General features: G+C 50.6%; 18 protein-coding genes. 16 read left to right on the top strand and 2 right to left on the bottom strand.

The genetic code is table 11. The annotated features are described in order from the left end of the window. Positions 1-2 precede the first annotated feature (2 nt). From PDUR_RS07000 to PDUR_RS07030, 7 genes are all read left to right on the top strand, one after another. Complete coding sequence (locus PDUR_RS07000; RefSeq protein ID WP_042205641.1) at positions 3-500, top strand: hypothetical protein; 498 nt, start codon at positions 3-5, stop codon at positions 498-500. Positions 501-677: 177 nt separating this feature from the next. After that, positions 678-1334: a hypothetical protein gene (locus tag PDUR_RS07005; protein WP_156130351.1), complete on the top strand. Its 657-nt coding sequence runs from the start codon at positions 678-680 to the stop codon at positions 1332-1334. Next, the gene (locus PDUR_RS07010) at positions 1331-3586 is read left to right on the top strand and encodes a hypothetical protein (protein WP_042205643.1); all 2256 of its coding nucleotides are present in this window, start codon (positions 1331-1333) and stop codon (positions 3584-3586) included. Before PDUR_RS07005 ends, PDUR_RS07010 begins: the two co-directional genes overlap by 4 nt. 218 nt (positions 3587-3804) lie before the next feature. Beyond that, complete coding sequence (locus PDUR_RS07015) at positions 3805-7494, top strand: glycoside hydrolase family 78 protein (protein ID WP_156130353.1); 3690 nt, start codon at positions 3805-3807, stop codon at positions 7492-7494. A 176-nt stretch (positions 7495-7670) separates the two neighbouring features. Beyond that, entirely contained in the window at positions 7671-9722 is a 2052-nt protein-coding gene (tkt, locus tag PDUR_RS07020; protein ID WP_042205645.1) for a transketolase, read from the top strand. Positions 9723-9767: 45 nt separating this feature from the next. Next, entirely contained in the window at positions 9768-10085 is a 318-nt protein-coding gene (ppnP, locus tag PDUR_RS07025; RefSeq protein WP_042205646.1) for a pyrimidine/purine nucleoside phosphorylase, read from the top strand. A gap of 370 nt (positions 10086-10455) precedes the next feature. Beyond that, positions 10456-11910: a M14 family zinc carboxypeptidase gene (locus PDUR_RS07030; protein ID WP_169744895.1), complete on the top strand. Its 1455-nt coding sequence runs from the start codon at positions 10456-10458 to the stop codon at positions 11908-11910. Between the two features lie 125 nt (positions 11911-12035). Here the strand turns inward: PDUR_RS07030 and PDUR_RS07035 are convergent, their stop codons facing one another. Next, positions 12036-12929 (bottom strand): NAD(P)-dependent oxidoreductase, encoded by an 894-nt coding sequence (locus PDUR_RS07035; RefSeq protein WP_042205647.1) that lies wholly within the window; start codon positions 12927-12929, stop codon positions 12036-12038. Between the two features lie 156 nt (positions 12930-13085). On the opposite strand from PDUR_RS07035, the gene PDUR_RS07040 reads away from it, so the two are divergent. From PDUR_RS07040 to PDUR_RS07055, 4 genes are all read left to right on the top strand, one after another. Next, the gene (locus PDUR_RS07040; RefSeq protein ID WP_042205648.1) at positions 13086-13283 is read left to right on the top strand and encodes a hypothetical protein; all 198 of its coding nucleotides are present in this window, start codon (positions 13086-13088) and stop codon (positions 13281-13283) included. Beyond that, a complete protein-coding gene (locus tag PDUR_RS07045; RefSeq protein WP_042205649.1) occupies positions 13261-14616 on the top strand; it encodes a glucose-6-phosphate isomerase in 1356 nt (451 codons plus the stop codon). Before PDUR_RS07040 ends, PDUR_RS07045 begins: the two co-directional genes overlap by 23 nt. 124 nt (positions 14617-14740) lie before the next feature. Further along, a complete protein-coding gene (locus PDUR_RS07050) occupies positions 14741-15373 on the top strand; it encodes a YigZ family protein (protein WP_042205650.1) in 633 nt (210 codons plus the stop codon). 5 nt (positions 15374-15378) lie between these two features. Then, complete coding sequence (locus PDUR_RS07055; RefSeq protein ID WP_042205651.1) at positions 15379-15960, top strand: TetR/AcrR family transcriptional regulator; 582 nt, start codon at positions 15379-15381, stop codon at positions 15958-15960. A 151-nt stretch (positions 15961-16111) separates the two neighbouring features. Here the strand turns inward: PDUR_RS07055 and PDUR_RS07060 are convergent, their stop codons facing one another. Continuing rightward, positions 16112-16513, bottom strand: a complete 402-nt coding sequence (locus PDUR_RS07060; protein ID WP_042205652.1) for a secondary thiamine-phosphate synthase enzyme YjbQ — start codon at positions 16511-16513, stop codon at positions 16112-16114. Positions 16514-16712: 199 nt separating this feature from the next. Here PDUR_RS07060 and cysT point away from each other — a divergent pair, with 199 nt between their 5' ends. The 5 genes from cysT to PDUR_RS07085 all read left to right on the top strand — a co-directional run bounded on the left by cysT (position 16713) and on the right by PDUR_RS07085 (position 21478). Continuing rightward, positions 16713-17528: a sulfate ABC transporter permease subunit CysT gene (cysT, locus tag PDUR_RS07065; protein WP_042205653.1), complete on the top strand. Its 816-nt coding sequence runs from the start codon at positions 16713-16715 to the stop codon at positions 17526-17528. After that, a complete protein-coding gene (locus tag PDUR_RS07070; protein WP_042205654.1) occupies positions 17525-18322 on the top strand; it encodes a sulfate ABC transporter permease subunit in 798 nt (265 codons plus the stop codon). The genes cysT and PDUR_RS07070 overlap by 4 nt, the downstream gene beginning before the upstream one ends. A gap of 2 nt (positions 18323-18324) precedes the next feature. Next, positions 18325-19389, top strand: a complete 1065-nt coding sequence (locus PDUR_RS07075; RefSeq protein ID WP_042205655.1) for a sulfate/molybdate ABC transporter ATP-binding protein — start codon at positions 18325-18327, stop codon at positions 19387-19389. 91 nt (positions 19390-19480) lie between these two features. Continuing rightward, entirely contained in the window at positions 19481-20536 is a 1056-nt protein-coding gene (locus PDUR_RS07080; protein WP_407944289.1) for a sulfate ABC transporter substrate-binding protein, read from the top strand. A gap of 168 nt (positions 20537-20704) precedes the next feature. After that, on the top strand, positions 20705-21478 hold the full coding sequence (locus PDUR_RS07085; protein WP_042205657.1) for an MBL fold metallo-hydrolase: 774 nt from the start codon (positions 20705-20707) through the stop codon (positions 21476-21478). Positions 21479-21486 lie beyond the last annotated feature (8 nt).

The raw sequence follows: 21486 nt of genomic DNA on the forward strand, positions 1-21486 counted from the left end.
TTATGGATTACATTATCAAGCTTGCTTTTGTACTGCTGATCTTTATTTATGCCTGGTTTTTTCAGGCGCAGAATCAGGAATGGGACATCGACCGGGAACTGCTGAAACATGCGAACAATATGGCTGTCCATGATGCCGCCCAGGAAATGGACGAGTCGGAACGCGCGGAAGGACGGCTGATCATCGATCAGGCCGCGGCGGAAGCAAGTTTTGAGGAAACGCTGAAAGCCAATCTCGGACTGGATGACAGCCTTACTCCCCGGGCCGGCAGCCGCCTGCGTTCCAAAGTGGAAGTCGTCGAATTCAAGGTGATCGATGAATCCTCGGGTGTTGCCTTCCCGTTCCTCTATGAAGACAGCCGTTACGGAATTACGAAGTATATACAAGGACCTTCTGTAATTGCCGTTATAAAAACTAAGCATCCGGTGCTGATCGCAACAGCCAGAACCCAGGAAGACATCCAGGTGCCGGCGATTCAGGAGTACAAGTATAACAAGTAGCAGTCTGGAATTGGGGATGCCATTTTGAAGGACAGTGACGCGGTTGGGGTCTGCCGGAATTTCCGTTTCGGGCCGCCGCTCATTGCCCTTCAGTTTATCGGCAAGGAGCTTTCCCATATCTAGGAGCAGAGAGTCTTTGCCGATAAATCACACAAATATTATTTTAAGGAGCGATCAATGATGAAAAAGACGATTTTGAAAGTAAGTACAGCCGCGCTGCTGCTCACGCAAATTTTTTCGGTGGGGGGAGCTTCGGCTAAAGCGGTGGACACAGCGGCGCCGCGAGTGGCGGCAACGGCGACGGCTAAGGCGGCGGTTCCGGTTATGACTGATAACTTGTTTAAGTATGGGCTGAAAAAGACCGTGAACCTGCCTGTTACGGTGACAGCCGGGGGTCTGAGCTACACCTTACATAAGATTATGATCTATGATATTGATTCTAAGGAAGCAAAAGCGATCCGGAATAAGTATGGGTATGGGAAGTACAGCGACTACTTCCGCAATCCGCAGTATTTTGTCTGGACGAAGATTACGATTGCGAATAATAGTAAGAAGATTTTGCAACGGAATGCTAGTGATGTTTCGAACAAATGGTTTTTGGGAATGAAGGATTCCGGTGATTTGGGTCCTGCTATGCCTTATTTTGTAGCTGATAAAAAAAATAACACATCTGCATTGTGGTCATTTAAGCTCAAACCAGGAGAAAAGCTTACCACCTATGAAGGATATGTTTACGAAGGCAAATTTGAATACTTTGTAATTAGCCTGTTCTTCAATGGAGCCTTTTCAGAGAAATTCATCGTAGACCGCCCAGAAGAAGGAAACAGTAAATGAAAAACAAACTCTGGATCTTCCTGCTATGCCTGATCTGCATTCTGCCGAACTTTCCTGGTTCGGCAGTTGCAGCAGATACACTTTCCAAATCGGTCGCCCTGCCGAACGAATCATTGACCGGATCGGCAAATGCCCAAAAGACGTTTATACTGGATTTGCCTTTAGGTGTGTCCGCTGCTTCGGTGAAAGGCGGGACACTAAAATATAACGGCTCCAACTCAGTTGTTAGCCTGGGGATGGAGAATGGGAAGATAAAACTTACGCTTAAGGGTGTAGAGCAACTTAAAATCATTCAGGATGTACAAGGATACCGAGCTTCGTTTGGCCGGGATTACGAGACACAGCCTGGTAACTCAATTTGGCGATATTCGGACGGAGTGCGTTGGCAAGTTAATAAATTTAATATCGATAGAAATGTCAATGACTACTCTATAGTAAGAGGTTCTGGTACCTCAATTCCCTATGATTTACCGCAAACATCAGGAGTAGTTACCCGTTCAGATGTACAAATGGAGTATATCAAGTGGTATAACGGAAGTGCATACGATGTAATCGACAATAGTGATATTATCCAAAGTACGATTCGGTTAAACAACTTCTACCCTCCGGCAGATGCTACGGTGAATATAAAAAACAATAAATTCATCATCTCTTACACAGCACCGGGAAGCCATATTTATCAACCTGAGGATGTTCCCGATTCTGTTGCTACAGGTCCTTTGGTCGTAGGAAGAAGATACGTTCTTCCCTTCAAGTATCACTTCACCGCCGACGCCAAAGTCACCACCTACAGCTATAGCGGTAATGTATCGTTCGAGTCAGCCCTTCCTGACGACGTAACACTAAACGGCAGCGTCGCCGTTCTCAAACCCAACCCGAACCCGGCCAAGTTTGAAGACAAAAACGTAGAAGTCCAGCTTTCCCTTCGCGGTGAACTTTTGAAATATACGGACAGTGCCAATATTCAGGAATGGGTATTTTACGCACAAGAACAGGGTAAAGCCAGCACCCTTCAAATCAAGAAGGAGTTTAGCAAAACGCTGAACACTAGCAAGACCTTCGATTTTACTATACCGGCTTCCGCGGTAACTTCGGATAACTTCCAGCAAAAGTATGATTTAAGAGTGCTGGTTCGATTTAAAAATCCGATAACAACGAAAAATGGACAAATCCAATCATTAGAGCAGCCATTATCTGCGACAGTGGAACTCTACAAAAATATTCCAACTGTGAGTTTTCCATCTGTAACACCACCACCTACTCCAAAAGGAATACCTCCGGTAGCTATGCTCATCGTTCCTCCGGTCGTCAAAGCCGGGGAAGACTTCGTAGCCAGTGGCGGGGCTTCATATGATCTGGACGGCGAAATCACAGGGTATTTTTTTGAAGCGCCTGGAGCTAATGTAGCTGGCAGTTCTGATCCAACGAAATCCACGACGAAGTTCTGGTATCCGGAAAGTAAACAGGGTGATAATACAGTTGGCTTAACGGTCGTAGACAACGACATGATGACCGGCAATGCTGGAGGGTTTGTACAAGTCATCAGGCCAGTTCCTGAAGCCAGCCTTGAAATTTCGGGAACGAAAAAACAAAACCGAAAAGTTACGATTATCAATACAAGCAAAAGCCCGACACACTATCCTCTGGTTCACTCCAAAACAAAAATGACCATTATGGCGGTGTCTGGAGGAAGTAACGCGGATATAAAATATTCTGGTTCGCTGGACGGAGTAACACAGAAGGACGTTTTATTTAAAAAGCCAGGGATCTATAAAGCAACAATCTATGTAGAGAACACTTTGGGTTATAGTGCAACCAGTGAACATACTTTTGAGATCGTTCCCGATGAGCCGCCGACCATTTATTTTTTCGTCCCCACCCAGGTCTACCGTGATCCAACGGATGGAAACAAGGTGAAGATATCCATCGATGATATGTCATTCTCACCAGACAACGATTTTGTCGATCAACGAACGTGGGAGTACCGCTATGATTCGGATAACAACGGGAGTTTTGATAATGAATCGTGGGTGATTTTCAGCAACGACAACGAGCACAGACTTACACTTACGGTTTATGAGGTTGGCAGGTATGAGATTCGGCACACCGCATATGAGGGTTTTGGTCAACCAACCATCGATGCTTTTATCACTTCTGCGGACCGGAAGTATGCCGACTCATCGAGTATGTCCTCAACCGAAAGAATTATTACCGTAAAAAATCGAGCGCCAGAAGGTGATTGGTCGTGGTAAAGGGAAGGAATGATCAGATGGGTCCAGGATGGAGAGGCAAGAAAATGAAAAGAAAGACAAGAGCAGCTCGATTTTTCATATTTATGTTATCTGCTATCCTATTTTTTGTTTCATGGCCGGATTTTTTCCCGAGTGAACATAATGTAGCCCAGGCATTGGATACGGATGTCGTTCACTTTGCCGATATTCATATACCCGCTTGGAGTGAGACAAAGCAAGTGAGGCCGGGTTATCTTGGGACTGCGACAGGGTGGTTTTCAATCGATGCGCCAGAGACCATTATCAAAAATATTAAGTATAATAAAATAACCAAAGTAGTAAGCTATGAGGTCTCTCCTGTTAATTATCACTTTAAGCGATCCATGAAGCGGGACGGGGAATACGCTTCTTCCAATTTTACATGGAATATGCAAGTAGATATTAGAGATGATGTTAACGACGGCCCTTACCCTTGGGTAACGTATTATAATTGGGAATATGCGGGGTTTAGCGTTATCTCTAATCTTGGGTACAGCCTTACCCCAAATGATTATTATATGTATGAAGTCACAGACGTATATAAAAGCATCACCGAAGGAGCCTACGATCGCTATTACCAAAAGACGGATAATTGGAACTATTGGGAATCCCCGCCGGGAGCGATGCCGAATATTCCGACTAAATTAAAACTTCGATTAGCGGTGCATGACGATCAGAATATGGGATTTTACGGGTCCACTTGGTATGAAAATTTTTCTATTCTTAAAGAAATGGAGTTTGATCTAGTTCCCAATAATCCGCCGACTTTATCTTTGTCTACACCAGATGGGCAAATTTTGTTTAATGAAGAGGGGAGAAATACTTTAAATATCGAGGGTTTTGTCCAAGATCCTGACAATAATGACGTTACAGTGAGCGCCGAAATACCTAATGTTTTCTATAAAAAAACAACCATTGCACAGGCATTCTCTAACAATTACTTCAGCATAGGGCTGGATACCATACAAGATAGTATACCTCCCGGTGACTACACGATGTATGTAAAAGCGGTTGACCCGATGAACGCTGCTTCGTCAACAGCCACCTTAACCTTTCGAGTAAGGCAAAGGCTGAAGCGCAATGTTTTTTTGCTGATCAATACTCCAGTTACGGATTTTCGAACGTCCTACTCGGACATCGAAGGGGATGCCAAATATACGGAGCGCTTTCGGTATGATCAGGACCCTAACTTTTTCGACAATAGCATGGGCAGTATCTCCGATACAGGACTTTGGCGAAACTCGCCATATGACTCTTTTCCTCTATCCGGTCTTTATGTGGCAAGCTATCAGCCAAGGGACACTCCCAAATGGGATGACCGGTTTGATGAATTCCGGATGTGGGCCAGGGATAGTTTGACTCAAGTAAGATTTCAGGTTCATCGAAAGCCAATCGCTCTTTTCACGGCCAAGCTTGTAAACGGAGGATTGCAATTAGCTGACAGCTCATATGATCTGGACCATACGTCGCGGACGGACAAGGGCATCATTAATTGGCAATGGCAGTTTAAAAAAGGGGAAGACGAAATTTGGACGGATGGGACACCCTCCGGCGCACTTTCCACTTCCGAAAATTACACTATCCGGCTGCGCGTCCGGGATATTGATGGGGAGAATAATTTAGGCGTATGGAGTGATTGGTGTGTGCGGACGGTTGGATCGGCAATTGGGAACCTCGCTCCTGTGGCAATGTTCTCGATAACTCCGAATCAGGCATCTTACCGAAAGACAACAACTATTGAGGACAAGTCCTTTGATCCCGATAACGATCCATTGGATATTTATGAGTGGAAGGTAGTTAAGGACGGATGGCAGCAAGTTTGGTATACGTATGGAGGAGCGGGAGCGCCTCCTAGCATGACTAATTTTGGAGTGGGGAGTTACCAAATCACCTTGAAGGTGCATGATAACCGAGGCCTATGGTCTGAGCCTTTCAGCCAATATGTAACCGTGATGAACCACCCGCCCGCCCCGGATTTTCAAATGCCAACCGAAGTTTACCGGGACACGATAATCACTATGGAAAATAAAACGCCAGATCCCGATGAGGATGGAGACGGCCTTAGTTATGCCTGGAATACGCGTGTTGATGGGAGCGGATATTACTATTCGGGAAACAACCGAAATCAAACAATTAAGGTGCAAAATTTGATTGACTGGTACGGAATAAGTCCTAAGAAAGCGATCTCCGATGGTTGGGAAATGCGGTTAACCGCATCGGATGGATCGTTAAGTGCCAATGCCACGCAGACTTTTGTTGTCAAAAATCATACCCCTACGGCTGTCATATCAGGTGCCGATACGGCTTTTGTGAATGATACACTGACGTATGTATCAAACGATGCAGACGAAGACTCATCTGATATTGGCAGTCTGCGGTATTATTGGCGGGTAACCGATGCGGACGGCAGCATGAAAATGTACAAAACAGCCAATATAAATGTTTCTTTTGCGCAGACAGGAGTTTATACACTGGAACATTGGGTGGTAGATCAGGTAGGCGATAAATCCAATGTGGCCACTTTAATTGTAAATGTAAAAGTGAATCAGCCACCCTCCATGACGCTGACGGCCCCAGCCGGAACAACGGATAACCCGTCTATTATCGACGCGGAGCAAGCGGGCGATCCGCTCATCAAGTGGATCTATGCCGATCCGGAGAATGATGCACAGGAAAAGTACCGGTTGGAATTTTTCACGAAGGACGGGCTGCTTGCCAAAAGTGTAGAGAATACGGACGCTACGGGCGGCACACGTCAATTAAAAATGCCGGATCAATCGTTTGAACGGTTCCTATTCTATTCCGTACAGGGGCGGGCTTTTTCAAAGAATAACTGGTCTGACATATCCAACGAAAAAGCTTTCATCATTGATAACCCTCCGGTTCCGGGCTTCTCATTAGTAACGGACACAGGAAAGGATGCGACGCAAACGCCGATTTACCGGACCGATGTCTTGCAAATTACAAGCACGGCTCATGACGATGATCAGCCGAAGGGTGACAGTCTGACCTATAAATATTATCTCAAACCGAGTGGGGGAACCGAAGGCTTAATCAGCACATCCGACAGCTTTACGAAACAATTCACGACCAACGACACGTTTACGATCCGCCAGGTGGTGACGGACTCTCTGGGCTTATGGCGGGAAGTCTCTCGTGCATTCATCGTAAAAAATCGGCTTCCTATGGTGAATCTCACTTTTCCAACCAGCGACACGGCAGCCAAGCCGACCATTGCCAGCACGATGACGCCGATTATGAAATGGAGCTATTCCGATGAGGACGGCGATGAGCAGCAGCGGTACAGGGTGAGTATACTGGATGCGGCAACCGGCAGTATCGTCGTTCAGTCCGGGGATCAAGCGTCAAGTCAGAAGCAATGGACCGTACCGGCAGGCGCTTTAGTGGAGAACCATAAGTATGCGGCAGAGGTCGAGGCTTTCGATGGCTTTGATTGGAGCGCCGCCTCACTACGTAAATATTTTATGGTCAATCTGCTGAGTGTAAAAGGCGGCGTGAAGCATACCGCGGAGTGGAATGCCAACCGGCAGAGCTACAATTTAAAGATATCGGGAGACACAGAGCTGCCGCGTGGTTATAATATATTTTGGGCTGGTGAGAAATTCGTACTACAGGCGGACGCGACCGGGTTGCCGGATACGATTGACGTAACGATGGATGGCGGATTTACGGCGCAGCTTAGTCCTTCGGATAGCGACAAGACCTTTTGGACGGGGGAGCTCTATGACCCTTCTTTTGAATATTTGCCGGATGGGCCTTTGACCTTCACCTTTACGGCTAAAAACGAATACAACACGAAGATCGATAAAGTGACGGTTATCATCTCGGAGAATTGGAGCCAGTATTTCCGCAGCCACCGGGTTAAGTAGGGTACTCCTCATGATCTGTATCAGCCTGCGCCGGTCACCGTATAAAAAAGAATTCAAGTTGCGAAACTTAAATGTTGGAGCGTCCAGCAGGCAAAAACATTGGAAATGCTTCCACTTTAGTGATACAATAATAGTCAAAATGACATTCTTGAGGTTTATAGAGGAGGACAATTTGAATGACTGAACAACAGGCAAAAGAGCAAGCGATCCACAAGGATGAAAACTCTGCGGTCGACAACCTGGCGATTACGACGGTTCGTACACTGGCCATTGACGCGATTGAAAAAGCGAAATCCGGCCATCCCGGTATGCCGATGGGTTCCGCTCCGATGGGCTATCAGCTCTTCGCGAAGACGATGAATCACAACCCGGAGCATCCGACGTGGGCCAACCGCGACCGGTTCGTCTTATCTGCCGGCCATGGCTCCATGCTGCTGTACAGCCTGCTGCATCTCAGTGGTTACGATCTCCCGATGGAAGAACTAAAGCAGTTCCGTCAATGGGGAAGTCTCACTCCCGGTCACCCGGAATTCGGCCATACGGCAGGTGTTGATGCTACGACGGGTCCGCTCGGACAAGGCATCGCGATGGCTGTCGGGATGGCGATCGCGGAAGCGCAGCTCTCCGCTACGTACAATAAAGATCAATATAATGTTATCGACCACTACACTTACGCGATTTGCGGCGACGGCGACTTAATGGAAGGGATTTCCTCAGAAGCTGCTTCGCTTGCAGGTCATCTTAAGCTTGGCAAATTGATTGTGCTGTATGATTCGAACGACATTTCGCTTGACGGCGAGCTGAACCTCGCATTCTCCGAAAATGTTGCCAAGCGTTTTGAGGCTTATGGCTGGAATGTACTTCGCGTGGAAGACGGCAATGATCTTCCGGCAATCGGCAAGGCGATTGAGGAAGCACAAGCAGTCACGGACAAGCCTACACTTATTGAAGTGAAGACCGTGATCGGCTACGGCAGCCCGAACAAGCAGGGCAAAGGCGGACACGGCGGAACGCACGGTTCTCCGCTCGGCGCCGAAGAAGCGAAGCTTACCAAAGAGTTCTACAAATGGGTATATGAAGAGGATTTCTATGTACCGGAAGAAGTTCGCGCCCTTTTTGCCGAAGTAAAGGGAAAAGGCGTTGCCGCCAACCAGGCATGGGACGAGAAATTCGCGGCGTACAAGAAGGCTTATCCGGAACTGGCGGCACAGCTTGAAACGGTGCTGAGCGGCGATCTTCCGGAAGGTTGGGACGCCAAGCTGCCGCTATACAAAGCAGAGGACAAAGCCGTATCCACCCGCGTGGCTTCGGGTAATGCCCTGAACGGTCTGGCTGCTGGCGTGCCGCAGCTGTTCGGCGGTTCCGCCGACCTGGAAAGCTCCACAATGACCCACCTCAACGGCCTGGCTTCCTTCACGCCAGAATCTTACGACGGCCGCAATATTTATTTTGGCGTCCGCGAATTCGGTATGGCGGCGGCCATGAACGGCATTGCGCTGCATACCGGACTCAAAGTATTCGGCGGCACATTCTTCGTGTTTACTGATTATCTGCGTCCGGCGGTTCGTTTGGCTGCCATTATGAAGCTACCGGTTACTTACGTGCTAACTCATGACAGCATCGCCGTCGGCGAAGACGGACCTACGCATGAGCCGATCGAGCAATTGGCATCTCTGCGCATCATTCCGGGGCTTACCGTTATCCGTCCGGCCGATGCGAACGAAACGTCCGCTGCATGGGCCTATGCGGTGGAGAACAAGGAGAATCCGGTAGCGCTCGTGCTTACCCGCCAGAACCTGCCGATTCTGTCCGGTACGGTAGAGGGTGTCCGCGAGAACATCAAACGCGGCGGCTATGTAGTCTCGGATGCCAAGAACGGTAAACCTCAGGCGCAAATCATTGCTACAGGTTCGGAAGTGCAACTTGCTGTTAAAGCCCAAGCGGCTCTGGCCGAAGAAGGTATTGACGTCCGCGTAATCAGCCTTCCAAGCTGGGATCTGTTCGAGAAGCAGGACAAGGCATACCGCGACTCCGTCATCCTGCCGGATGTCAAAGCGCGTCTTGCGATCGAAATGGCTCAAACCTTCGGTTGGGAACGCTATGTCGGCGACCAAGGCGATATTCTCGGCATCACAACGTTTGGCGCTTCCGCACCTGGTGACACAGTTATCAAAGAATATGGTTTCACTGTGGAAAATGTCGTTAACCGCGTGAAGGCTTTGCTGTAGAATAATGTTGGGATAACCGGGAATTCAAGGGGGAAGAAAAAAGAGATGAGTCAATTCAACAATGCAACCATTCAAAAAGCAGCCAATGTTTACTATGATGGAAAAGTAACCAGCCGTACGGTGATTCTGGAGGACGGCCTCAAGGTTACTCTTGGCATCATGCTTCCAGGCGTGTACGAGTTCGGCACGGACGGACCGGAAAAGATGGAGATTCTGTCCGGAAAGCTCAAAGTATTGCTGCCTGGTTCGGAAGTTTGGCAGGAGATTGACGGCGCGGAAACCTTCCATGTGCCAGGCAATTCGAAATTTTCGCTGGAAGTATTCACAGTTACGGATTACTGCTGTTCTTACCCGAACCTGTAAATTGCATAGTGAAACTCGTGAAGCTCCGCTTAAATGCGGGGCTTTTCTTTTTTTCAAAAAGGCGAGAGTCCCACAGGATCTACTGCTTCCCATGGCTCTTTGGATGTGAAGGCAAAGATGCTATATTCAAATATTCAAAAATATCAGCCCGGAGACGATGAATATAATGATAGATTCATACATCGATCTAAGGGGCTGGAAACGCTGAAACTAATGTCGTCCAAGTCAATCCGTTATTCTATTATTCTATGCCAGATTTTACTGCTGCTTGTATTTATCTTTCAGCCCGGCAGGGCTCAGGCCCAGGCCGATATCGTAAATCCGGAAACAAGTCTATTCCTATTCCATTATGCAGCGGGATATTGAAAAATTGGCTGCCGCCTATCCCGACCTGGTGTCCGTTCAGACCTTGGGCAAGACCGCTTACGGAAGAGAATTATGGGCTGTAAAGCTTGGCCGCGGGGAGTCTGTGCTGTTCCTGAACGGTTCTCATCACGCCCGGGAATGGATGACGACCACGCTGCTGATGAAAATGATCGATACATACGCTCAAAGCTACGATCTCGACAAACCGGTCGGACCTTATGATGTCAGGGAGATTCTGGACCATGTCAGCATCTGGATCGTACCGATGGTCAATCCGGACGGGGTAACCCTTTCCCAGCAGGGTACTGTCGGTTTGCCGAAAGAAACAGCCGCATTGCTGAAGCGCTATAACAGAGGCAGCGCCAACTTTATTCGGTGGAAGGCCAATATGCAGGGGCTCGACCTGAACCGCCAGTACCCGGCGAATTGGAGCACGATGACAAATGCCGTCAATTTCCCCAACTATCAAAATTACAGAGGGATAAAGCCTGTTCAGGCGCCTGAAGTGAAAATGATGATGGATTTTACCTATAAAATCGATCCGGACATCACGGTTTCTTACCATAGCTCCGGCGGAATTATTTTCTGGAATTTTCATACACTTCCCGCGAATCTGCCGCGCGACCGGGAGATCGCCACCTCGCTGGCACGGTTAACGGGATACAGTCTTGTCCGGCCGGAAAAGAATCCCTCGGGAGGAGGCTATAAAGACTGGTTCATTCAGGAGTTCGGGCGCCCGGGATTTACCATTGAAATCGGAAAGTACGCGGGAGAGGGCAGCCTGCCGCTGAGCGCTTTCGGGAATATATGGGCCGAGAACAGGCGGGTTCCATTGTATACGGCTTCGCAGGCTTACAAACTTTGGCTGAAGCGGCAGAGTGTTCAGATTCTTAATCGAAAAATGAGCCTGCTTACAGAAACGCCGGTATATCCGGGGGCGGGGGCAGCCGTATCTTCTTCCGTTATCGCTCCGCAGGAAGTGTTGACGCTTGCGCGCAAAGGCGACTGGTACCGCATCCAGACGGAAAGCGGTGCCGGGTGGATTCATCCCGCTCCCGGACATTTCGGTATTGTGGAAGAGATTGATGCAGAAGCCGATATCAAGCTAAAAACCGCGCTGCGCAAATATCCGGATGCTTTTGCACCGAAGGTGGCCTTTGTGTCTCAGCGAAGTGTTAAAGTGACAGGCCGGTTCGGCACATGGCTGCGGGTCGCTTCAGGAGAAGGAAAATGGTGGATCGACGGCCGTGAAGCAGTTCTTCGGTGGCCTGTGGAATCCACAGGACAGGACAATGCGGAGGCGGGAGCATCCGCTGCGCCTGAGAGCGCCGAGCCGGATAGCCCGGCGCCGGAGATGACGCCGGCAGCCTCGCCAGCGCCTGTACAGCCGCCTGCCGCTAGCGCTGAAGGCATCTCGGTGGAGCAGATGCCGGTTTCCCTGAAATCTGCAAGCAAGTAAATTAAACGTTCCGGCTTGGGGGTATTCCTAAATCGAAAGGATACAAAAAACAGACTGCCTCTGTGCAGATCGAAATGCTGCATAGAGGCAGTCTGTGCTTTATCTAGAATGATTTCGGAAGCTTTTTACGCTTGTTCGCCTATTTTTTTGCCGATCCAGGCTTCATAGGTTTTGACGACGGCCGAGAGGTCCTCTTCGCCGTATCCCTGGGAGTAGCCCGACTGGAATAAGCTTTTGGCCAATTCCAGCGCCGGAGTAGGCACGCCACTCACATCGCTCAGCGCCGATGCGAGCTTCAGGTCCTTCAGCATGAGCGCCAGGGAGAACTGGTTGCTGAAGTCGCCCTCGATAATTTTGCGGCCCTTCAGTTCAACCTGCTTGCTTCCGGCCGACCCGTTCCGTATCAGCTCCAGGAATTTATCTGCCGGCACGCCGGACTTCACCGCGATGGAGAAGCCTTCGGCAAGCGCAATATTATGGATGCCGACCATCGCGTTGTGGGCCAGCTTCGCCGCCGCGCCGCTGCCGTTATCGCCCATATGCAGCAGGAGCTTGCCCATTGCGTCAAATACATCGCGGTTTGCTTCAATTATATCGGCGCTGCCGCCGACCATGAAGACGAGCGTGCCTTCCACCGCGCCAGGCTTGCTGCCGGTTACCGGAGCGTCAAGGAAATGCCCGCCCTTGCTTTCGACGGCAGCCGCAACTTCTTTTACAAGCCCGGGAGAGATGGTGCTGGAATCAATCACCACCGCGCCCGGCTTCAGAGCTTCCAGAATGCCTTCCGGACCATAAAAGATCTCGCGGATCGAATCGTCATTGCTGACCATGGTAATAATAACATCCTTGCCTTCCGAAGCGTCTTGCGGAGTGGCTGCGGCTGTTGCGCCCTCTTTCACCAGAGGATCGCATTTCGAAGCCGTGCGGTTATACACCGTCAGTTGAAATCCGCCTCGCAGCAGATTGGAAGCCATAGGCTCCCCCATCGTTCCGAGCCCGATAAATCCGATTTGTTTCATAAAATTTCACACCTTTGCTATTAGAGGTAGCAGAAGAACGGAAATAACTACGGAAGAAGGACTAGAAGGACTAGACCTGTTCTGAAATCAGTATTTCCCCCCGGACTTCCAGCCTAATCTTTTTCATTTTAGCACGAGCTGGAGAGAGGTTCCAACTTGAAAAAGCCGCTCCTGCAAGGGAAACGCTTCCGCCCGGGTTCCGGTGTTATTCAAATTGATACTTTTGCCTGTGCCATAGGACCTTGCCAGCCCAGTGAAATTAAAGTATCCTATTATAAAGTTGTTACAATTCGTGTCAAATCGAAAGAGAAACAGGAGGGTACCGTTACCGATGTCCAAAAAAATCAGTTTTGATTACAGCAAAGCCCTGTCCTTTATTAACCAGCACGAAATCGACTATTTTGCAGCGCCGATCAAATTGGCCCATGAGCAACTGCATACCAAGACCGGCACAGGCTCCGATTATACCGGATGGATTGATCTTCCGCATGATTATGATAAAGAAGAGTTCGCCCGCATTCAGGCGGCCGCTAAGAAGATTCAGAGCGACTCCGATGTGCTGATCGTTATCGGCATCGGCGGCTCTTACCTGGGAGCCCGCGCAGCGATTGAATCGCTGACCCATTCTTTCTATAACAATTTGGAGAAGGGCAAGCGGAAGACGCCTGAGATTTATTTTGCAGGAAACAATATCAGCTCCACTTATCTCACCCATTTGATTCAGCTTCTTGAAGGCAAGGATTTCTCCGTTAACGTCATTTCCAAGTCCGGCACGACGACCGAGCCTGCGATTGCTTTCCGGGTATTCCGTGCTGAGCTTGAGAAGAAATATGGCAAGGAAGAAGCTCGCAAGCGGATCTACGCCACAACCGACAAGGCAAGAGGCGCGCTCAAGACACTCGCTAACGAAGAGGGATATGAGTCGTTCATTATTCCGGACGATGTGGGCGGACGTTATTCCGTACTGACTCCCGTTGGTCTGCTGCCGATTGCCGCTGCCGGCATCGACATTGAAGAAATGATGAAGGGCGCAGCCGCAGCCGCTGACGAGTTCAACAATCCGGATGTAGCAACGAACCAGAGCTATCAATACGCCGCCGTCCGCAACGCGCTTTACCGCAAAGGCAAGACGACGGAAATTCTCGTAAACTACGAGCCTTCCCTGCACTACGTATCGGAATGGTGGAAGCAATTATTCGGCGAGAGTGAAGGCAAGGACTTCAAAGGCATTTATCCTTCCTCCGTGGATTTCTCGACAGACCTGCACTCGATGGGACAATTCATCCAGGAGGGCAACCGCAACATTTTTGAAACGGTTATCCAAGTGGATCAAGTTCGGGAACATATTACAATCGAGAGCGATCCGGATGATCTGGACGGACTCAACTTCCTTGCAGGGCAAACCGTGGACTTCGTGAACAAGAAGGCGTTCCAAGGTACACTGCTCGCGCATACGGACGGGCAAGTTCCGAATCTGGTGGTCACCATCCCGGATCAAACGCCTTACAGCTTTGGCTATCTCGTATACTTCTTTGAAAAAGCCTGCGGTATCAGCGGATACCTGCTCGGCGTCAACCCGTTCGACCAACCGGGCGTAGAAGCGTACAAGAAGAATATGTTCGCGCTGCTCGGCAAGCCGGGCTATGAAAAGGAAAAAGCGGAGCTCGAAGCTAGACTTACCGAGTAGATTGCAGCTTCTCACCTCATAACACACTACAGTAATTCACCAGGGAGCAGTCCAGAGGTAATCCAATACCGCGGGCTGCTCCTCGTATATCTCAAGATCACAGCGAATAAGGACTGAATGAATAATGCTGGAACAATACCGGACGGTGCGGTCTTCCGGTTCCAAGGAAATCGTTATCCGCAAGTCTCGTTTTATCGGACATGTCATGCCGGTTGAGACGGAGGAAGAAGCGGTTCGATTTATTGAAGACATTAAGAAGAAGCATTGGGATGCCACGCATAACTGTTCCGCGTATATGATTGGGGAACGGGACGAAATTCAGAAGCAGTCTGACGACGGGGAACCGAGCGGTACGGCTGGGAAGCCGATTCTGGAAGTCATTCGAAACCAAGGTATCAAAAATGCGGCAATAGTCGTTACACGTTACTTCGGAGGAATCTTGCTTGGAGCGGGAGGTCTGATTCGGGCCTACACGGACGGCGCCGTACTGGCGCTTGAAGCCGGCGAAGTCATCACCCGCGTTCTACGCCGTGAAGTATTTGTGGAATTGGACTATACCTGGCTCGGTAAGGTCGAGAATGAACTGAGGGGCCGGGGGACTAAGACCGGCGAAACGGAGTTCACCGACAAGGTCAAGCTGACATGCCTGCCGCGGAATGAAGAAGCCGATGCCTTCAAGGCATGGATAACGGATTTGACCCAGGGACAAGCGGTTGTAACGGAGGGCAGACAGCTTTACTACAGCGAAGGGGAATAAAATTTATGGCTAGAAGAGCAGTGGAACAGGAGTTGTCGAGGGAAAGGATTCTGGAGGCGGCAAGGCACCTTTTCATTACGAAGGGTTATCGGGCCATCTCCATGCGCAGCATAGGTCAACATTTGGGATACAGCCATGGATCGCTTTATTATCACTTCAAGGAAAAAGCGGAGCTGTTCTATGCCATTGTGGTTGATGATTTCAATCATGTAGCAACGCTGCTCAGCGAGGCGATGAACAGACCTCCGGAAGAAGGGGTAGGCAAAGTGGAACAGCTGATGCTGGAATTTATCCGCTTCGGGCTGGACCATCCATATCAATACGAAATTATGTTCATGATCCGTGACGAGGAACTGCTGGCTTATTGTCGGGCAGAACAGGGGAAATGTTTCGATCTGTTCTCCGGCATGGTGCGCCGCTATCTTAAAGAAGAGGGCTATGTGCCGGAAGATTGGCAGAATGTGCCGCTGACTCTGTTCCTGTCTGCCCACGGATTTATCTCTTACTACATTCAGGACCGAATCAAGTTTGATGATGTGAAATCGGCGGCTTTATCGCATGTCCGGGTGCTGTGCCGCAGTTTGTAAAGTATATTTTTTTCCTTTTGCGCTTTACGGCTGTGCATTGGTAATCGAGTGCTCCTCTGCCCTGTAAAAGCAAAAGTTGCCAGACAAGTAAAAGACCGATTCGGCGTCTTGCTCCGAAAGCGGCCTTTTACTTGTGCCCGGAAACCGGAAACTACCCTTCAATGATTTTCACATAATACTGCCGGCGTCTTGGTCCGTCGAACTCGCAAAAATAAATACCCTGCCACCGTCCAAGCAGCAGCTCCCCTTCATGGATGATGATGCTCTGGGACGGTCCGGCTGTAATCGATTTGAGATGCGACGCCGTATTGCCTTCCGCATGACGGTACTTTGGATGCTCCCAAGGATATACCTCGTCCAGACGCATCAGCACATCATGCTTCACGTCGGGGTCTGCGTTCTCGTTAATTGCAATGCCGGAGGTTGTGTGGGGGCAATATACAACCGCTATTCCGTTTTGCACGCCGCTTTTTCTTACATAAGAAATAACCTCTCTGGTGATATCACGCAGTTCATCCCGCTTGCTTGTTGAAATCTCGAACGTATGAAGCATGGCGGCTTCCCCTTTCTTAATCGGTTTCAAGCCCTTTCAGGAACTATTTTAACCTAAAATAGCGCAAAAGTAATTGACGATGGCAAGAGGTCAGTGGTAAAGTAGTGATAATTATTAAACCTAGTATATTAATAGGAATTATATATCGGCAAATGGCTAGTATACCGACCAGTCAACCGGAGGTAGGAGGACATAACTGTTGAATTCGCTGCTAAGACACAAGGGATGGACCTGGGGATTCCGATCCACGATTTTGCTGTATTTTGTCGTATTAATCGTGCTTCCGATTCTCGGCGTCTACTACAACTCATTTTCGCTTGGTTTCACAAATTTTGTCGAAAGCGTAACTGACCCGATTGCCTGGCGATCTGTGCTGCTCACGCTTCAACTGGCGCTTATTGCCGCCATTATCAATGTCGCCTTGGGCACGATTATCGCTTGGGTGCTGGTCCGCTACAAATTTCCCGGCAGGCCGCTGCTGAACAGTATGGTCGATCTGCCGTTCGCTCTGCCGACTGCCGTTGGCGGACTGATGATTCTGCTGCTGCTTGGACCGGGGAGCCTGATCGGAGGAGCTGCGAAATCACTGGGAATCGAAATCGTCTTCCACCCGCCAGCCATTGTAATTGCGATGGTCTTCGTAACGTTCCCTTTTGTGATTCGGGCGGTACAACCGCTGCTGGAAGAGCTTGACCCTTCCGAGGAAGAGGCGGCCTACACGATGGGAGCTAAGGGCATCCGGGTATTCCGGCAGGTTATTTTACCGGCGATGGCGCCTGGCATGATCGGAGGCGGCATGCTTGCCTTCTCCAGAGCGCTGGCTGAATTTGGGGCGGTCGTACTGGTAGCGGGAAATATCCCGGGACGCACGCTCGTGTCGTCGGTCTTCATCTACGGAGAGGTGGAGAGCGATAACGGGACGGGCGCCGCAGCCGTATCCATCATTTTGCTGACCTTGTCGTTCCTGATCCTCTGGCTGATCAATGTGGCACAGATGAGGGGGAAAAGACGATGAGACGGCTGTGGATTGGACTGACATATATCGTTTTCTTTCTGCTGATAGCCGCTCCCCTGGGCAAGATGATTACGGGAGCCTTCAGCCAGGGGCTTTCCGGATTCTGGGAGGCGCTGACGAGGCCGGAGGCGCTGCATGCGCTGATGATGACCGCTCTGGTTGTTATCGCGGTAACGGTGCTGAACACATTGTTCGGTATTATGACTGCTCTGTATCTGGTTCGGGCCGAGTGGCTCAGCCCCCGGCTGAAGAGCCTGCTCAACAGTATTGTCGATCTGCCGTATGCGGTATCGCCTGTCATCGGCGGATTGATGATCGTCCTGCTGCTCGGTCCGGACAGCGCGCTTGGGGCGGTGTTTGAACATATTGGCTTCAATATCGTCTATGCCTTCCCTGGAATGGTCATCGCTACCCTGTTCGTCACCTTTCCATTGATGGTCAGGGAAGTGATGCCCGTTCTGCAGGAGATCGGCGGCCAGCAGGAGGAAGCAGCCTCAACGCTAGGAGCGTATGGGTGGACGACCTTCTGGAAGGTAACCTGGCCTTCGATCCAATGGGCGGTAATCTACGGCGTCATTCTTACAGTCGCCCGCTCACTGGGCGAATTCGGGGCCGTGCTGGTTGTCTCGGGCAATATTATGAACAAGACCCAAACCGCGACGACGCTGGTTTACCAGGATGTCGAGAACTTTAATGTAACGGCGGCGGGCGGCGTCGCGCTGGTGTTGGCCGCTTTTTCGGTAGGACTTCTACTGCTCATGGAATGGAGCAAGAAAAGAAAGGAAGTGCGTTAATCATGCACGTGGAAGTACGCGGTCTGAACAAGCATTTTGGCAATTTTCATGCAGTAAAGGATGTCAACTTTGAAATTACGAAAGGCCATTTAATTGGACTGCTTGGCCCGAGCGGCGGCGGCAAAACGTCGATCCTGCGGATGCTGGCAGGCCTTGAAACGCCGGATGCCGGCGAAATTGTCTTCCATGGTCAGGTAGTCAACAATCTGCCGCCGCAGGAACGCGGGATTGGCTTCGTGTTCCAGAATTACGCGCTTTTCAAGCATATGACAGTATTCGATAATATTGCCTTCGGGCTTAAGGTGAAAAAAGCGAATAAAAGCTTCATCCGCGACCGTGTGATGGAACTCGTGGAGCTGACGGGGCTTAAAGGCTTCGAGAAGCGGTATCCACAGCAGCTGTCCGGCGGACAGCGCCAGCGGGTGGCGTTCGCCCGGGCGCTTGCGCCGGAGCCGCAGCTGCTGCTGCTAGACGAGCCGTTCGCTGCGATCGACGCCAAGATTCGTCAAGAGCTCCGTTCCTGGCTGCGGGAACTGATCGAACGCGTCGGAATCACTTCGATATTCGTGACGCATGACCAGGATGAGGCAATCGAAGTCGCTGACGAAATTATGATTATTAACCAGGGCCGTCTGGAACAGAAGGGCACGCCATGGGATATTTACAAGGAGCCGAAGACGACGTTCGTGGCGACCTTTATCGGGGAATCGACTCTGATCGAGAACGCTGCTGAACTGAAAGGGTTCAAGCCTGCTGAGGGCAGCCAGCCTACCAAGGCGCTGATCCGTCCCGAGTACATCGAGGTCGGTGACCGCGAGGAGTTCGACGTGGCTTCTGCCACGGAGAAGGGAATCGTCAAGCATCTGCAATTCCGGGGCAGCGAATGGCTGGTCGAAGTGGAAGTGAACGGCCACAAGCTGGTCACCTACCGTTCACTGGAGAAGGAGACGCTGCAGGTGGGGCAGGAGATTGCCGTGCTGGTGCACCGCGCATACCTGTTCAACGACGAGCGCAGCTGGATTCAGGAGAATAGCCTGAAGGAAGACCCGATGCCGGTCTACATTTAAATATAAGAATTCCCCCCGCAATGTAATCATCGGTGAGCTTTGAAAGCGCCGGGATCACTTTGTGGGTATTTTTTCAGGAATGAGGCTTGGGATGAAGCATTTCATAAGGAGCAGACAACTGCACGGATGGCTTGCCGTATTGCTGCTGGCGCTGACGATCTCCGGCTGCGGAAGCGAAGGGAACCGCACGGCGGACTCAAAGTCAACAAGTGATATGACTCTCGTAATTGGTTCTTACAGTGTGGCAAAGGACGCGGTTGAGGAGATATTGCCGCTGTTCGCGGAGAAGTGGAAGGCGGAGACCGGACATACGATAACGTTCCAGCAATCATACGAAGCTTCGGGAACTCAGGCCCGGGCGATTGCCGGCGGGTTCGAGGCCGATGTGACGCTTCTCGCGATGGAAGGCGATGTCGACAAGCTCGTTGACGCTGGGCTGGTGAAACCATCCTGGAAGGAACGGGGCGAGGGCGGCATGGTGACGCGTTCGATTGTCGTGATCGGTACGCGTGAAGGCAACCCGAAGGGAATTAAGAATTTTGCCGATTTGACCAAACCGGGCATCAAAGTGCTGTACCCTAATCCGAAGACGTCGGGCGGCGCGCAGTGGGATATTAACGCAATCTACGGCGCGGGATTGAAGCAGTCGGAGGAGAAGGAAGGGGTTAAGGACCCGGCGGCAGCCAAAAGCTTTCTGACAAGCGTACACGCCAATGTGGAGTCGCTGGATAAGAGCGGACGCGCATCGATGGCTGCGTTCGAGTATGGCGTGGGTGATGTTATCGTAACCTATGAGAATGAACTGCTGGCGCGGATTGCGCAGGGCGTGAAGTATGAGGTGGTCATACCCAAGGATACGATTCTGATCGAGAATCCGGCGGCGGTGGTCGATAAATACGCAGATAAGCATGGAACACGGGAGGCCGCAGAGGCTTTCGTGAACTTCCTGCTGACGCCTGAGGCGCAGGAGATCTTCGCCAAGCACGGATTCCGGCCCGTAGACCAAGAAGTGTACGAGGCGAACAAGAGTCGTTTCCCTGTTCCCCAAGGGTTATTCGATATCAGCTACCTGGGTGGCTGGGACAAGGTGCGCAGCACGCTGTATTCGAAACGGGGCGTATGGTATCAGGTGCTTGCGGGGATTTAATTAAGCTTCAGCAGACTGTCTTTCAGAGAGGCGGTCTGCTTTTTTTTCTGGCTGATAAAGCATTGATTTGCAGAGATTTACATTCCTATTATGCAGATAGTGCTTTCCTATTTTATAATAATTTAGAAGGTTGTACTTTCTTGACGAGGATAGAAGGGGGAGTGGAGAATGGATACATTGATGTTCCTAGGTACGGGCGACGCCATGGGCACGCCAAGAGTATACTGCGGCTGTTCGGTATGCGAAGAAGCGAGAACAAGCGGAACGAACGCGCGGCTGCGGTCCTCCGTACTGGTGGACAGCGGGGATGATTTCTTCGTAATCGACTGCGGACCGGACTGGCGGCGGCAGATGGAGAGCCTCGGCATCCGGGTCATGCGCAGGCTGCTGGTGACCCATGGCCACTTCGACCATATCGGCGGTCTGCCGGAATGGGCGGATGCCTGCCGCTGGACGGGGATCAAGGGCGAGCTGTATGCGCCGGCGGAGGTCATCCCTGTAATTTTGCGGCAGTATCCGTGGCTGGGCAGCCATATCGAGCTGATGCCTCTTGATGAAGGGATCATGCTGGATGGCTGGCAAATCGCTACCTGGAGGGTAAATCACGGCAAGAACGGCTACTCTTACGCTTTTCGGCTGGAAAAGGAAGGCTATGCCTGGGTATACTGTCCGGATTCGATTTCCTTAAGGGATGAGGAGACCCGGTTAATGCGGGAAGCGGATCTGCTTGTGCTGGGTACAAGCTTTTACTATGAGGAAGCTGAGCTGTCGACCCGTTCCGTCTATGATATGACCGAGGCGGCGGTGCTTCTTGCGGATGTGCAGCCGCGCCGCGCTATATATACGCATATGTCCCATGATGTGGATCTGAGGAAGGCTTATGACTTGCCGGGCAATGTGGAGCTGGCGCGTACAGGGATGCGGATCAGCTTGGGAAGATAACCTGTAAA

It is taken from the genome of Paenibacillus durus, assembly GCF_000756615.1.
Classification (GTDB): domain Bacteria; phylum Bacillota; class Bacilli; order Paenibacillales; family Paenibacillaceae; genus Paenibacillus_AQ; species Paenibacillus_AQ durus.